Origin of the sequence: Streptomyces sp. NPDC048182 (assembly GCF_043202555.1) — a bacterium.
Lineage (GTDB): Bacteria > Actinomycetota > Actinomycetes > Streptomycetales > Streptomycetaceae > Streptomyces.
The window spans coordinates 220299-233893 of record NZ_JBIDAQ010000004.1; the positions used below are offsets into that span (position 1 = coordinate 220299).

At 75.3% G+C, this 13595-nt stretch carries 12 protein-coding genes; 4 read left to right on the top strand and 8 right to left on the bottom strand.

The features are described 5' to 3' along the window. Positions 1-2: 2 nt before the first annotated feature. From ACGFZL_RS09810 to xylB, 3 genes are all read right to left on the bottom strand, one after another. Positions 3-620 (bottom strand): N-acetylmuramoyl-L-alanine amidase, encoded by a 618-nt coding sequence (locus ACGFZL_RS09810; protein WP_393690357.1) that lies wholly within the window; start codon positions 618-620, stop codon positions 3-5. A gap of 374 nt (positions 621-994) precedes the next feature. Continuing rightward, positions 995-2215 carry an ROK family protein gene (locus tag ACGFZL_RS09815; protein WP_393690358.1) on the bottom strand — a complete coding sequence of 407 codons (1221 nt, stop codon included), beginning with the start codon at positions 2213-2215 and terminating at the stop codon, positions 995-997. 96 nt (positions 2216-2311) lie between these two features. Then, positions 2312-3757, bottom strand: a complete 1446-nt coding sequence (xylB, locus tag ACGFZL_RS09820; protein ID WP_393690359.1) for a xylulokinase — start codon at positions 3755-3757, stop codon at positions 2312-2314. 141 nt (positions 3758-3898) lie between these two features. On the opposite strand from xylB, the gene xylA reads away from it, so the two are divergent. Continuing rightward, entirely contained in the window at positions 3899-5062 is a 1164-nt protein-coding gene (gene xylA, locus ACGFZL_RS09825) for a xylose isomerase (protein WP_355169247.1), read from the top strand. A 53-nt stretch (positions 5063-5115) separates the two neighbouring features. Here xylA and ACGFZL_RS09830 read toward each other — a convergent pair whose 3' ends face one another. Further along, positions 5116-6405, bottom strand: a complete 1290-nt coding sequence (locus ACGFZL_RS09830; protein ID WP_393690360.1) for an SWF or SNF family helicase — start codon at positions 6403-6405, stop codon at positions 5116-5118. Further along, positions 6405-9134 carry an SNF2-related protein gene (locus ACGFZL_RS09835; protein ID WP_393690606.1) on the bottom strand — a complete coding sequence of 910 codons (2730 nt, stop codon included), beginning with the start codon at positions 9132-9134 and terminating at the stop codon, positions 6405-6407. Before ACGFZL_RS09835 ends, ACGFZL_RS09830 begins: the two co-directional genes overlap by 1 nt. A 394-nt stretch (positions 9135-9528) precedes the next feature. Between ACGFZL_RS09835 and ACGFZL_RS09840 the strand changes: the two genes are divergently transcribed. Beyond that, entirely contained in the window at positions 9529-9711 is a 183-nt protein-coding gene (locus ACGFZL_RS09840) for a hypothetical protein (RefSeq protein ID WP_355169243.1), read from the top strand. A gap of 52 nt (positions 9712-9763) precedes the next feature. Here ACGFZL_RS09840 and ACGFZL_RS09845 read toward each other — a convergent pair whose 3' ends face one another. Beyond that, positions 9764-10624, bottom strand: coding sequence for a hypothetical protein (locus ACGFZL_RS09845; protein ID WP_393690361.1), 861 nt, complete (start codon positions 10622-10624; stop codon positions 9764-9766). 176 nt (positions 10625-10800) lie between these two features. Here ACGFZL_RS09845 and ACGFZL_RS09850 point away from each other — a divergent pair, with 176 nt between their 5' ends. Next, positions 10801-11439: a LysE family translocator gene (locus ACGFZL_RS09850; protein WP_393690362.1), complete on the top strand. Its 639-nt coding sequence runs from the start codon at positions 10801-10803 to the stop codon at positions 11437-11439. A gap of 38 nt (positions 11440-11477) precedes the next feature. Here ACGFZL_RS09850 and ACGFZL_RS09855 read toward each other — a convergent pair whose 3' ends face one another. Next, the gene (locus ACGFZL_RS09855; protein WP_355169237.1) at positions 11478-12002 is read right to left on the bottom strand and encodes a PadR family transcriptional regulator; all 525 of its coding nucleotides are present in this window, start codon (positions 12000-12002) and stop codon (positions 11478-11480) included. Between the two features lie 144 nt (positions 12003-12146). Here ACGFZL_RS09855 and ACGFZL_RS09860 point away from each other — a divergent pair, with 144 nt between their 5' ends. Beyond that, a complete protein-coding gene (locus tag ACGFZL_RS09860) occupies positions 12147-12902 on the top strand; it encodes an alpha/beta fold hydrolase (protein ID WP_393690363.1) in 756 nt (251 codons plus the stop codon). Between the two features lie 41 nt (positions 12903-12943). Here ACGFZL_RS09860 and ACGFZL_RS09865 read toward each other — a convergent pair whose 3' ends face one another. Continuing rightward, positions 12944-13543 carry a class I SAM-dependent methyltransferase gene (locus ACGFZL_RS09865; RefSeq protein WP_393690364.1) on the bottom strand — a complete coding sequence of 200 codons (600 nt, stop codon included), beginning with the start codon at positions 13541-13543 and terminating at the stop codon, positions 12944-12946. Between the last annotated feature and the right edge of the window lie 52 nt (positions 13544-13595).

Consider the following 13595-nt stretch of genomic DNA (forward strand, 5'->3'; position numbering starts at 1 on the left):
GGTCAGGAGAAGTTGACGAGCCTGATGTAGCGGGTCCAGTCCCACAGCGGACCGGGGTCCGTGTGGTCGCTGCCCGGCACCTCGTAGTGGCCGATGATGTGCGCGCGGTCCTTCGGGATGCCGTATCTCGTGCAGACCGACGCCGTGAGCCGTGCCGACTGCTCGTAGAGGGCGTTCGTGAAGTACTCCGGGCGGTCCACCCACCCCTCGTGCTCGATGCCGACGCTGCGGGTGTTGTAGTCCCAGTTCCCCGCGTGCCAGGCGATGTCGGCCTCGCGGACGCACTGGGCGACGTGTCCGTCGGCGGACCGCACGACGTAGTGCGCGGAGACCGCCCGCTGCGGGTCGCGGAAGATGGCCAGGGCGTCGGGGTAGGTCTCCTGCGTCACGTGGATGATCACGTGGTCGAGCGGATAGCTCGTGGGGCGGCTGGAGCGGGTGTAGTTCGAGGTGCTCGCCGGCTGCGACTCGGCGGCGGGGTAGTCGACGGCGCTCGGCGCGGCGGCTGCGCGGGTGCCGCCGAGCAGGGCGCCGGGCACCGCGGCGAGGGCGGCGCCTTGCAGGAGTCGGCGCCGGGAGGGGGCGGGTGCCGGGCGTTCCGTGCGGCTGGGGGTTTCCATGGGGGGACGTCCTTTCGTCGATGAGTGCCGGTGCGCGGCGCCGGCAAGGGTGGGGGGCCTCGCGACGTGCCTGCGGTGGAGAGCAGGCGGAGACGTGGGTGGGTGGGGGTGTGGGGCGCGGAGTGCTTGGTGCGCGTGGGACCGTCGACCGTCCGCCGTCGGTGGGGCGCGGCGAGTGGCTGTGCGAATCACCGTACGGCGGGCTCGGGTTGGGCAGAAGAGCGCCACGCGGATCGGTGGACGGGTGGCGGAATGTGGACAACCTCGCCACCCGATGGGGTGAACCGTCTGCGGCGAGCGGACGTACGGCCCCGGTCCGTCAGCGGGCGCCGGCCAACTCCCGGCCCGGGTCGATCCGTCAGCCCGCCCCGCCCTCAGCCCTGCCGGGCCACCGCCCCCGCCACGGCGGCCGGGTCGTCCAGAACGCCCCGCACCACGAAGTGCGCCGCGCCCAGCAGCGGGCCCTGCGGTCCCAGGTCCGACACGGCGACCGGGCAGGCCGGACCGGCCGAGCGCCGGGCCAGCTCGCTCCGCAGCGACGGCAGCAGCCAGGGGGCGAGGGCGGCCAGCGCCCCGCCGAGTACCACGCCCCGCGGGTCGAGCAGGTTGACCGCGCCGGTGAGGGCGATGCCGAGCGCCGTGCCCGCCTCGCTCAACGCCCGCCGCACATCCTCGTCGCCGTCCGCGGCCCGCCGGGCGAGCAGCCCGACGCGGTCCTCACCGGGCTCCACGCCCGCCGCGCGCAGCACCGCCTCCTCGCCGGCGTACTGCTCAAGACACCCGCGCCCCCCGCACGCGCACGCCGGCCCGTCGGGGTGCACCGGCACGTGTCCCAGCTCGCCCGCGAAGCCCCGGGTCCCGCGCAGCAGCCGGCCGTCGACGACCACGGCCGCGCCGATGCCGATCTCCGCCGAGACGTGCAGGAAGTCCCGCGGCGTGCCGTCGCCGAGCCACAGCTCGGCCAGCGCGCCGAAGTTGGCCTCGTTGCCCACGGTGAGCGGGGGGTCGGCCGGCAGCAGCGCGCCCAGGTCGGTGTCGAGCCACCCGAGGTTGGGGGCGCGCACCACGGTCCGGGCGTCGCGCGCCACGAGTCCCGGCACGGCTACGGCGAGCCCGGCCGGCCACAGCCCCTCCGCCGCCGCCTCGGCGACGACCCGGTGCACCAGGTCCGTCAGCCGCTCGGTCACCGGCCCCGGGGCGCGCCCCCGGTTGCTGCCGTGCCGCACGGCACGCGCGCGTACCTGACCGCGCAGGTCGACCGCGCAGACCGCGAGATGGTCGACGCCGATCTCCGCGCCGATGCCCGCGGGGCCCGCCGCGCTGACGGCGAGCGCCGAGCCCGGCCGCCCCACCCGTCCGGGCCGCTCCGGGCCCAGCTCCTCCAGGAGGCCGCCCCGGACGAGTTCGTCCACGAGGGTGGAGACCGCCGCCCGGGTCAGTCCGATGTGCGAGGCGACGGCGGCCCGGGACAACGGCCCCTCGTCGCGCACGGCGTGCATCACGCGCGCGAGATTGCGCCGGCGCATGCCTTGCTGGGTGTCCGGCAGCGCCCGCCCGGCGCGGGCCGGCCGCGCCTGCGGCGGTGTCGGGGCCATGCCTGTGTCCGTCCTCGGTCCGTCAGGTCCCGGTCGGCCGGGCGCCGGTGGGGCGGATCTCCCATCGGCCCCGGCGGTACGGGCGCACACGTGCCGTCAGTCGCTGTCCGCGCCCCGCTCCAGCAGGGGCGCCGCGTCGGAGAGTACCCCGGCGATCCTGGTCAGCGTCGTCTCGTCCCGTTCCACGGCGTCCAGCACGGGCCCCTCGGCCGTGTTCCAGCGCCGGGCGACGGCCGCCGGGTCCTCGCCGGTCAGCAGGCCGGCCGCCTGCGCCGCCGCGCCGAGCGCCACCAGCTCCTTCGCCTCGGGGATCCGCACCGGCCGCCCCGACAGCCGCCGTACCGTCTCCTGCCAGGCACGCCCCCGCGCGCCGCCGCCGATCAGCAGCAGCGGCGCGGCGGGGTCCGCGTCGGCGTCGAGGACCAGGTCCAGGGCGCCGAGCAGGGAGTGCACGGCGCCGTCGTAGGCCGCCTGGAGCAACTGGCCGGCGCTCGTGTCGTGGCGCAGCCCGGTCAGCAGACCGGAGGCGTGCGGCAGGTTCGGGGTGCGCTCGCCGTCCAGGTACGGCAGGAGGGTGACGCCGGTGCCGGGCTCCACGGCCTCCCGGTCCAGGCCGAGCAGGGCCGCGACGCGGTCGACGGCGAGCGTGCAGTTCAGGGTGCAGGCCAGCGGCAGCCAGTCGCCGCGCGCGTCGGCGAAGCCCGCCACGGTGCCGGTCGGGTCGGCGGGGCGGCGCTCGGACACCGCGTACACCGTCCCGGAGGTTCCCAGGCTCAGCACCGGCACGCCGGGGCGCAGGCCGAGGCCGAGCGCGGCGGCCGCGTTGTCGCCGGTACCGGCGGCGACCAGGGTGCCCTTGGCGAACGGCAGGTCATGGCCGTCGCGCACGGTGCCGGCCACCTCGCCGGGTCGGACCACGCGGGGGAGCAGCGCCGGATCGAGCCCCACGCGCGCGAGGACGTCCTCGTCGTAGGACTCCGTGCCGGAGGCCCACCAGCCGGTGCCGGAGGCGTCGCCCCGGTCGGTGGTGCCCTCACCGGTGAGCCGCTCGGTGAGGTAGTCGTGCGGCAGGCGGACCGCCGCGGTCGCCCGGGCCGCGTCCGCCTCGTGCTCCGTCAGCCAGGCCCACTTGGTCACCGTGAACGACGCGCCGGGCACGCTGCCCGTGCGCTCCGCCCAGGCTTTCGCGCCGCCCAGCTCCTCGACCAGGCGGCGGGCCTGCGGCGCGGAGCGCACGTCGTTCCACAGCAGCGCCGGGCGCACCGGCTCGCCCCGCGCGTCCAGCGTGACCAGGCCGTGCTGCTGCCCGCCGACGGACACCGCGGCGGCCTCGCGCGCCGCCTCGCCGCACCCGTCCAGGGCCTGCCGCAGGGCGTCCCACCACTGGCGCGGGTCGCTCTCGCGGCCCGCGCCGGACGAGACCGTGTGCGGTGCCTGACCGCTCGCCACGACCCGGCCGGTGGCCACGTCGACGACCAGTACCTTCGTGGACTGGGTGGACGTGTCCACACCCACGACCAGCGGACCCTCGGCTGCTGACATCGCGCTGCTCCCTCTTCTCGGGCTTCCTCGGGACGTGCGGCTTGCTTCGGGGACACCCGGTCTCTTCCCAGAACCGCGAGTGCATACTAATTTGTAAAGCGCGATGACGAAATACCCGCTCGTCGGTGAGGAGCCGCGAACATGAACTACCAGCCCACCCCTGAGGACAAGTTCACCTTCGGCCTGTGGACGGTCGGCTGGCAGGGCCGCGACCCGTTCGGTGACGCGACCCGCCGCGCCCTGGACCCCGTGGAGACGGTCGAGCGCCTGGCCGAGCTCGGCGCCTACGGCGTCACCTTCCACGACGACGACCTGATCCCGTTCGGGACGGCCGACGGCGAGCGCCAGGAGCAGATCAAGCGGTTCCGCCAGGCGCTGGACACCACCGGCCTGAAGGTGCCGATGGCGACCACCAACCTGTTCACCCACCCGGTGTTCAAGGACGGCGCCTTCACCGCCAACGACCGTGACGTGCGCCGCTACGCCCTGCGCAAGACGATCCGGAACATCGACCTGGCGGCCGAGCTGGGCGCGTCGGTCTACGTGGCCTGGGGCGGCCGCGAGGGCGCCGAGTCCGGTGCCGCCAAGGACGTCCGTGACGCCCTGGACCGGATGAAGGAGGCGTTCGACCTGCTCGGCGAGTACGTCGTCGAGCAGGGCTACGACCTGAGGTTCGCCATCGAGCCCAAGCCGAACGAGCCGCGCGGCGACATCCTGCTGCCCACGGTCGGCCACGCCCTGGCCTTCATCGAGCGCCTGGAGCGGCCCGAGCTGTTCGGCGTCAACCCGGAGGTCGGCCACGAGCAGATGGCCGGGCTCAACTTCTCGCACGGCATCGCGCAGGCGCTGTGGGCGGGCAAGCTGTTCCACATCGACCTCAACGGCCAGACCGGCATCAAGTACGACCAGGACCTGCGCTTCGGCGCCGGCGACCTGCGGGCCGCCTTCTGGCTGGTCGACCTGCTGGAGCGGGCCGGGTACACCGGTCCGCGGCACTTCGACTTCAAGCCGCCGCGGACCGAGGACCTGGACGGCGTCTGGGCGTCGGCCGAGGGCTGCATGCGCAACTACCTGATCCTCAAGGAGCGCGCCGCCGCCTTCCGTGCCGACCCCGAGGTCCAGGAGGCGCTCGCCGCGTCCCGCCTGGACGAGCTGGCCCAGCCCACGGCTGCCGACGGCCTGCGGGGCCTGCTGGACGACCCGGCCGCCTTCGACACCTTCGACGTCGACGCGGCGGCCGCCCGGGGCATGGCCTTCGAGCGGCTCGACCAGCTCGCCATGGACCACCTCCTCGGCGCGCGTTGACCGACCCGGGCGGGGACGGGCCGGTCACGTCACGGCTCGTCCCCGCCCGCGCGTCACGGCTCGTCCCCGCCCGCGAGCGCGGCCGAGGCAAGCGCCGCCGCGGGGTCGCGGTCGCCGCCGCCCGCAGGGAGCCAACGGCCGCCCTCCCGCCGGTAGGGCCACCAGCGTCCCTGCCGGTCCAGGCGGAGCTGATGCGGGGCGCCCTCGACGGTCCACCGGTTGGCCCGCTGCCGCAGCACCGGGCGCCCGTCGCCGTCGTCCTCCCAGGCGGCTTCCAGTGCCGCACGCGCGCGTACCAGCGCCTCGCCGCGCACCTCCCACTCCTCCTCCAGCACCGCGGGCGCCGCCGCGCCCCCGAGCCGCCAGGCGCGCACGGCGTCGGCCAGCGCCGCCCGGTCACGCCCGGACCCCTCACCCAGGCGGTCCAGCACCTCCGGCTCCGGGCCGCCGGCGGCCAGCCGTACGGCGTCCAGGGCCACGGTGGGCTCGGCGTCCACCGGCCGCCCGGCGTGCCCGGGCCGCAGCGCCTCGGCGAGCAGCCGGTGCGCCTCGGCAGCGGCCCCCGACGCCAGGAAGGCCAGGGCGGCCGGGTCGACGCCGGGCGGGGGAGCCGTGCCGGTATCCAGGGACGGCGGCGGGCCCGGCTCGGTCGGCAGCGCGGGCGGTGCCGGCAGGGCGGGCAGGATCAGTCCCGTCGCGTACGCCTCAGCGGCGTCCACCCACTCCGGAGGACCGGTCACCCGGGCCGGCGCGGCGTCGTGCGCCTGGAGGGCCGCCAGCACGGCGGCCCCGTCCCGGCCCCGCATCAGCAGCAGCAGCGACGGGTCCCGGTCGAGCAGCACCGCCACCTGGTAGCAGAGGGCGGTGGTGTGCCCGCAGTGGTCCCAGGTCCCGCAGCCGCACTCCGCCTCCAGGTCGCCCGGACCCGGCAGCAGGTCGGCGCCCGCCGAGGCCGCGTCCTCCACGAGATGCGGCGGCAGTTCGGAGTCCAGCAGGGCGGCGACGTGTCCCGACCGTTCGACCGCCACGTCCAGGAAGCGGTCCCACTGGTCGTCGGAGAGCGGGGCGAGGAGCACGTCGGCCCGGTGTGCCGTGCCGTCCCGGCCCTGGACGACCGCCGTGACGCGTCCCGGCCGCACGGTGACCGCCCCGACCGCGCCCGCGCGGGCCAGCCGGCGCCCCGCCTTCACTGCCGCCGAGTCCAGCGCGGACTCCTCCAGGGCCCGCACCCAGGCCGCACCCCACCAGGTCACCGCGAACGCCCGCCCGCGCGGGGGCGGCGGCGCGGTGAACGTCCGCTCCGGGCCCGCCCCGGCGGCGGGCATCGCGTCGTGACGGCTCATCAGAGGTCTCCTCGCAGCTCGACGAGGTCGGCCAGTTCCGCGTCCGTCAGCTCGGTCAGCCCCGGCTCGCCGGCGCCCAGCACCGCGTCGGCCAGCTCCCGCTTGCGGCCCAGCAGCGCGGCGATGCGGTCCTCGACCGTCCCCTCGGCGATCAGCCGGTGCACCTGCACCGGTCGTGTCTGCCCGATGCGGTGGGCGCGGTCGGTGGCCTGCGCCTCCACGGCCGGGTTCCACCAGCGGTCGTAGTGCACGACGTGCTCCGCGCGCGTGAGGTTCAGTCCCGTGCCGGCCGCCTTGAGCGACAGCAGGAACACCGGGACCTCACCGTCCTGGAAGCGGCGCACCATGGTCTCCCGCGCGGCCACGGACGTCCCGCCGTGCAGCAGCAGACTGGGCACGCCCCGTGCGGCGAGGTGCCGTTCGAGCAGCCGCGCCATCCGCACGTACTGGGTGAAGACCAGCACGGCGGCGCGTTCGGCGAGGAGGGTGTCGAGGAGTTCGTCCAGCAGTTCCAGCTTCCCCGAGCGGCCCGCCGTCCGCGGGCGGTCCTCCTTGAGGAACTGCGCCGGGTGGTTGCAGATCTGCTTGAGGCCGGTCAGCAGCTTCACGATCAGCCCGCGCCGGTCCGCGCCGGCACTGCCGGCGATCTCCGCGAGCGCCTCGCGCACCACGGCCTCGTAGAGACCCGCCTGCTCCGTGGTCAGGGTCACCGGGCGATCGGTCTCGGTCTTCGCGGGCAGCTCGGGCGCGATGCCCGGGTCGGTCTTGCGGCGGCGCAGCAGGAAGGGGCGCACGAGCCGCGCCAGCTGCTCCGCGGCCAAGGGATCCCCGCCGTCCTCCACCGGCTGCGCGTAGCGCCTGCGGAAGGTGCCGAGCCGGCCCAGCAGCCCCGGCGTGGTCCAGTCCAGGATCGCCCACAGTTCGGACAGATTGTTCTCCACCGGCGTGCCGGTGAGCGCCACACGCGCGCGTGCGCCGACGGAGCGCAACTGCCTCGCGGTCCGGGCGTAGGGGTTCTTCACGTGCTGCGCCTCGTCCGCCACCACCAGGCCCCACGGCACGGCGGCGAGCCGCGCGGCGTCCAGCCGCATGGTCCCGTACGTGGTGAGCACGAACGCGCCGTCCTCGATGTCCGCGAGACTGCGGCGGCCGCCGTGGAAGCGCCGCACAGGGGTGCCGGGCGCGAACCGCTCGATCTCCCGCTGCCAGTTGCCCATCAGCGAGGTCGGGCAGACCACCAGGGTGGGCCCGGCGGCCGACACATCGGTCTGCCGGTGCAGATGCAGCGCGATCAGGGTGACGGTCTTGCCGAGTCCCATGTCGTCGGCGAGGCAGCAGCCCAGGCCGAGCGACGTCATCCGGACCAGCCAGTCCAGGCCCCGACGCTGGTAGTCGCGCAGGGTGGCGTCGAGCCCGGCCGGCTGCGCCACGATGTCCCGCGTTCCGTCCGCCTGCTCGGCGAGCCGCTCCCGCAGCGCCGCCAGCCACCCCGTGGGCCGCACTTCGACCTGGCTCCCATCGGCCTCCACCGCACCGGTCAGGGCCGCGGCGAGCGCTTCTACCGGCCTGACCCGATGGTCCTCCCGCGCGCGGGCGCGTCGGGCCTCCTCGGGGTCCACGAGCACCCACCGGTCGCGCAGCCGCACCAGGGGTCGCCGGGCCTCGGCGAGCCGGTCCAGTTCCCCTTCCGTCAGGGCCTCGCCGCCCACTGCGAACGACCACTTGAAGTCGAGCAGGGCGTCGGCCGACAGCAGGGACGTCCCGCCGGCCGCGACGTCACGGACCGCGTCGTCGTCCGGCGGGCCGACCTCCGCGAGGGCGGTCAGGCCGCGGGCCGCCTCCCTGGGCCAGTGCACGTCCACACCGGTGCCCGCGAGGGCCCGCGAACCCGCCCCGAGCAGCTCGGTGACCTCCTCGTCCAGCAGGTCGACGGCGTCCGGTACGGCGGCCGACAGCAGGGGCGTCAGCGCCGGCCAGGCCCCGGCCGCGCGGCGGAGCGCGAGCAGGACGTCCCTGCGCGCGTGCACGCCGAAGGCGTCGCCCGTCGTCCCCGCCCAGACCTCGGCGGCGTCCGCCACGAGCGCCGGTTCGCCGACGCCGTGCACCTGGAGGACGGCGCGGAACGCCGGTCCCCGGTCGTCCCCCGTGGCCTCCTCGGCCGGCGTGTCGCCGCCCGCCCCCGGGTCGTGGGCCGCCGGGCCGGTCAGCTCGACGCGCAGCGACAGCCGTACGCCCGAGTCGTGGCCCGCGGCGACGGCGGCGGCCCACGGGCCCAGTTCGGGGGCCTGTCGCGGCTCCCTCGCGGCGTACAGCGGTCCGCCGGTCACCAGCGGGGCGGAGGGGGAGCGGGGGAGCGTGTCGGCGACGGCGTCCAGGAAGGCCCGCACCAGGCCCTCGGGGGCGGGCAGCCGAAGGGGCGCGGTGTTCCCCGACGCGACGGCGTGCGCCTCCGGGGGCATGGCGGCGGCGAGGTGACGGACGCGTGCCAAATCCTCCGCGTCCAGCGGACCCGCACGCCAGGCGTCGTGGCCGGCCGCCGACAGGCCGGGCAGCAGCCGGCCGCGGGCCAGGAGGTGCAGCGCCTCCACGGCGACCGCGCCCCAGAACACGGCCGACGGGTGACTGCCGGCCCGCGCACGCGCGCGTGTGAGCACCGGCAGGGCCTCGCGCACCGGCAGCATCACGGCGGGGACGGTGACCTGCTCGACGCCCGCACCGCCCGGGACCACGACCACCAGTTCTTCGGTTGTCCGCTCTTCGGTTGTCCGTGCGGGGACGTCCGGAGGTGCCTCGCCGTCCGGACGCCAGAAGGCGATGCTTCCGGTGCGGGCGGGGTCGGCAGGGAGGAAGAGGGTCCGGCACTGGGCGAGTCGTGCGGTGATGACAGCTCCTCAAATTTGACTAGCCGGGCAACGGCCGCCGACTGTACCGGAACGCCGACGGCTCGGGGCGTGGCGGAGGTGTGGCGTGGGTCACTGGGCGAGGTCACCATGCGAGGGAGGGCGAAGACGGACGTAAGGGTCCGGCCTCAGGGATGTCTCAGGGTCGCGGGGCGGAACCGCCCGGCGAGCGGGGCCGTTCTTCAGGACAGAGAGCGGCAGTGGCCGCGGAGGAGGCGCCATCATGTCGAAGAACGCCAAGGTCGCAGTGGGCGGAGTCGCGGTCGGGCTCATCCTGCTCATCTGGCTGCCCTGGTGGGCGGCCCTGCTGATCGTGCTGGGAGTCCCGACCGCCGCCTATCTCACCCTCGACCCGGCGCAGCGGCGCAGGCTCCGGCGCGTCACCCGCAAGGAGCTGGGCCGCTGACCCTGACGAAAGGCGGGCCTCTGAAGGAGACGGGCCCGGCCAAGGAGGCGGATCAGCTCGGCCGTACGGCCACCCTGTCGAGCGCCGCCAGCAGCCCGGGCAGTTCCGGCCCCCGGCCCACCGGCAGCACCTCGCCGGGCGCCTCGTCGAGCAGGACGAACGCGATGTCGTCGGTCCGGGCGACGAGCGACCAGCCGGGTCCGTCGGCGCGCAGCGTCCGCGCGTCACCCGAGGCGAAGGCCGACCGCACCCGGCCGAGCGGCGGCGGGGTGTCCAGGTAGCCGCGCGCCTCCGTCAGCACCCGTCGGACCCCCTGGTGTCCGGGCGCCGCCCGAGGTGCGCTCTCCTCGTCGGCCCGTTCGTCCTCCCCGCCGTCCGGCCGCGCACCGGAGTCGCCGTCCGGAGCCGGGAAATCGGCGTCGTCCACCTGGCTGCGCCACCGCGCCCACTGCTGGGCGATCTCGTCGGCACCCAGCCGGCGCTGCGCCGGTCCCCACACACCGGTGTCGGGCGGCGAGAGGACCGGCTCGTCGGTGGCGTCCTGGGCGGGGTCGTGCGGCGCGGGTACGCCGGGAGCCGCCACCGCGACCGCGAGGGGCCAGCCCGGCAGCGCGGCGACGATCGACCGCTCGTCCGGCGACAGGTCGTACTCCATGCCGCAGTCCCAGGACGCCACGGCGACGGCCACCAGGGAGACGTCGTCCACGACGACGGTCCACCGGGCGCCGACGTCGTCCTGGCCGAGGACCAGTCCGTAGCCGTCTGCCAGCGGCGGCAGCCCGAGTGCAGCGCAGGCCTCGGGGTAGTCGTCGCCCAGCACGCTCGGGTACTTCGCCGGTGTCAGCAGCACCGCCGTGAGCACGTACAGCGCGTCGTCGGTGGTGGCGACGGTGTCCTCGTCCGTCTCTGCCATCCCGGCCTCCCCATTCGTTCGTCCGTCGGCGCACCCTAGTGCGAGTGGCGGCGCCTTGTCACGACTCCCCGAGGCGGCTAGCTGCGGGTTTCCGGCTGGGCGGGGGGAAATCAGATGGGGAGAAGTCAGCGAAAACCGGCTGAAGAACGAGCCGAGTCCGTGCTTGCATGAGGCCCATGGTGTCCACCGACCGCCTGGTCGCCTTCGCGGCCATGTCGTTCCTGCTGATCGTGGTTCCCGGGCCCAGCGTGCTGTTCGTGGTCGGCCGGGCGCTCGCCCAGGGGCGCCGCGCCGCGCTGACCACCGTGCTGGGAAACACGCTCGGTGCCTATGTGCTGGTCGCGGCCGTGGCGCTCGGGGTCGGGTCCGTGGTGGCGCGCTCGGCCGTCGTCTTCACCTGCCTCAAGCTGGCCGGCGCCGCCTACCTGGTCCGGCTCGGCCTCAAGGCGTGGCGGGAGCGCCGCTCGCCGCTGGGCGTGCTCGCCGGGGACGGGGAGGCGCGCGGCGCCCTGCGCACCCTCGGGGAGGGATTCGTGGTCGGGGTGTCGAACCCCAAGACCATCGTCTTCTTCGCGGCCGTGCTCCCGCAGTTCACCGACCGGGGACGGGGTCACCTCACCCTGCAGATGCTCCTGCTCGGTCTGGTCTTCAACGCCATCGCCATCGCCTCGGACTCCGTGTGGGGCCTGGCCGCGGCCTCGGCGCGGGACTGGTTCGCCCGCTCGCCGGGGCGGCTCTCCCTGATCGGCGGGATCGGCGGGCTGACGATGATCGGCCTCGGCGTCACCGTCGCCGCTACCGGCCGCAAGGACTGACCGCCGGGAGCGGCGCCCACCCGGTCCCCGGCCGGGCCTCACCCGCCCAGCGCGGCGATCGTCTCCCGTAGCCAGCCGAGTTCGGCCCGGGACGTGGCCCGGGCGATGGTGAGCACCCCGCGCCGGAAGGGGTCGTCCAGCTCCTCCGCGCGCAGCGGCCGCTCCCCGTCGTAGAAGAAGCTCGCCGGCTCCTCCAAGAACGTCAGCCGACGCTCCAGCACGGCCCGTTGGGCGCCCACGTCCTCCAGGTGCCGCAGGAACGCGAGCAGCGTGAACCAGCGGTTCTCGTCGGTGATGTCCAGCCGCGCGGGCTCGGCGAGCCGTCGGCGCAGCTCCTGTCGGCCCTCGTCGGTGAGCGTCAGGACGTGACGGGGTGCGGCAGCGGAGCCGGGCTGCGTGGTGCGGGCGAGGAGGCCCGCCTTCTCCAGGCGTTTGATCGCCGGGTAGAGCGTCCCCTCGGCCACGGGCCGCACGTGCCCGGTCAGTGCGGTGATGCGTTTGCGCAGTTCGTAGCCGTGCAGCGGTGTGTCGTACAGGAAACCGAGGATGGCGAGTTCGAGCATGCCCGCATTCTCCCGCACGCTCGTTCGTCCAGCGTGGTACATCGGTTGGTTCCTACCTCGACCTTGTTATACATAGATGCCGAGGTATAGTGAGCGAACGGAGTGGCGGCAGGAGCGTGCCGCACGAGGCGAGGGAGGACGGACGTGAAGGAAGCCGTGTTCGACCAGGCGGGCAGCCGGATCCGCTGGACGGAGACGCCGGGGGAGGAGCCCGCGCGGGTGTACGTCCACGGGCTCGGGTCGGTCTCGACCGTCTACCACGCGCACATCGCCGCCCGCCCGGAACTGGCGGGTCGCCGCAGCCTCTTCGTCGACCTGCCCGGACATGGCATCAGCGACCGGCCCCAGAGCTTCGGCTACACCCTCGACGACCATGCGGGCGCGCTCGCCGTGGTGCTCGACGCCGAGCGCCTGGCCGGTGCCGAGCTGGTCGCGCACAGCCTGGGCGGGGCGGTCGCCATAGTTCTCGCCCACCGGCGTCCCGACCTCGTCTCGCGCCTGGTCCTGGCCGAGGCCAACCTCGACGCCCACCCACCGGAGGGAGCGGGCAGCAGCCGTATCGCCGCCCATGACGAGGCCGCATTCCTTGACGGTGGCTACGCGCGCGTGCTGGAGAACGTCGGCCCGCTGTGGGCGGCGACCATGCGGCTCGCCGATCCGCTCGCGCTGCACCGCACCGCCGTCGGCCTGCGCCGGGGCTCGGAGCCGGTGATGCGCGAGCTGCTCGAAGGGCTGCCCGTCGACCGGACGTACCTCCAGGGCGGACTCAGCGGGGAGCTGGCAGGCCGGGCGGCCCTGGTGGCCTCGGGCGTGCGCGTGGTGACCGTGTCCGGGGCCGGACACAACCTCATGTTCGACAACCCCGAGGCGTTCGCGGCGGCGGTCGCGGGAAACGGGTGAGACTCCGGGGGAGACGCCCCGGGCTCTTGTCCGACGGGTGGTCAGCCCTCGCGCTCGGCCAGTGCCAGGAAGCGGGCGGCCTCGTCCGTGTACGAGGTCATGCGCCACCCCGAACCGGCCAGCAGTGGCCTCAGGTTCGGCTCGGCACGCAGGTCCTCCGGCGTGAGCGGGCGGCCGTGGCGGGCGGAGAGGGCCGCGCGCCCGAGGGGGTGGAAGAGCGCCAGTCGGCCGCCGGGACGCACCACTCGCGCCAGCTCCCGCAGATTTCCCGCCGGATCGGGCAGGTGGGCGATGAGCCCCGCGCCGAACACGGCGTCGAGCGACTCGGAGCGCAGCGGCAGTGCGGCGACGTCCGTCAGCAGCAGCCGTCCCGAGCGGCCTCTTCCGGCCCGCGCGGCCTCCTGGAGCATGGCAGGCGTCAGGTCGGCCCCGATCACCAGGCCCGTCGGCCCCACGGCCGCCCGCAGCGGCGGGAGCGCGCGCCCGGTGCCGCAACCCGCGTCCAGCACGCGGTCGCCTTCCCGCAGATCGAGGTCGGCGACCGCGGCCGCGTAGGCCGGGCCGTCGCCGGAGAACTTGCTGTCCCAGCCGGCGGCCCGGGCGGTGAAGAACTCCTGCACGTGGGCGCGGTCGTCACTCATGGGGCCCATGATCCCGCAGCCCTGCCCTGCCCTGCCCTGCCCTGCCCTGCCC

Coding starts and splice junctions, on each gene's coding strand:
- ACGFZL_RS09810 (WP_393690357.1), bottom strand. CDS start 620: ATGGAAACCCCCAGCCGCACGGAACGCCCGGCACCCGCCCCCTCCCGG.
- ACGFZL_RS09815 (WP_393690358.1), bottom strand. CDS start 2,215: ATGGCCCCGACACCGCCGCAGGCGCGGCCGGCCCGCGCCGGGCGGGCG.
- xylB (WP_393690359.1), bottom strand. CDS start 3,757: ATGTCAGCAGCCGAGGGTCCGCTGGTCGTGGGTGTGGACACGTCCACC.
- xylA (WP_355169247.1), top strand. CDS start 3,899: ATGAACTACCAGCCCACCCCTGAGGACAAGTTCACCTTCGGCCTGTGG.
- ACGFZL_RS09830 (WP_393690360.1), bottom strand. CDS start 6,405: ATGAGCCGTCACGACGCGATGCCCGCCGCCGGGGCGGGCCCGGAGCGG.
- ACGFZL_RS09840 (WP_355169243.1), top strand. CDS start 9,529: ATGTCGAAGAACGCCAAGGTCGCAGTGGGCGGAGTCGCGGTCGGGCTC.
- ACGFZL_RS09845 (WP_393690361.1), bottom strand. CDS start 10,624: ATGGCAGAGACGGACGAGGACACCGTCGCCACCACCGACGACGCGCTG.
- ACGFZL_RS09850 (WP_393690362.1), top strand. CDS start 10,801: ATGGTGTCCACCGACCGCCTGGTCGCCTTCGCGGCCATGTCGTTCCTG.
- ACGFZL_RS09855 (WP_355169237.1), bottom strand. CDS start 12,002: ATGCTCGAACTCGCCATCCTCGGTTTCCTGTACGACACACCGCTGCAC.
- ACGFZL_RS09865 (WP_393690364.1), bottom strand. CDS start 13,543: ATGAGTGACGACCGCGCCCACGTGCAGGAGTTCTTCACCGCCCGGGCC.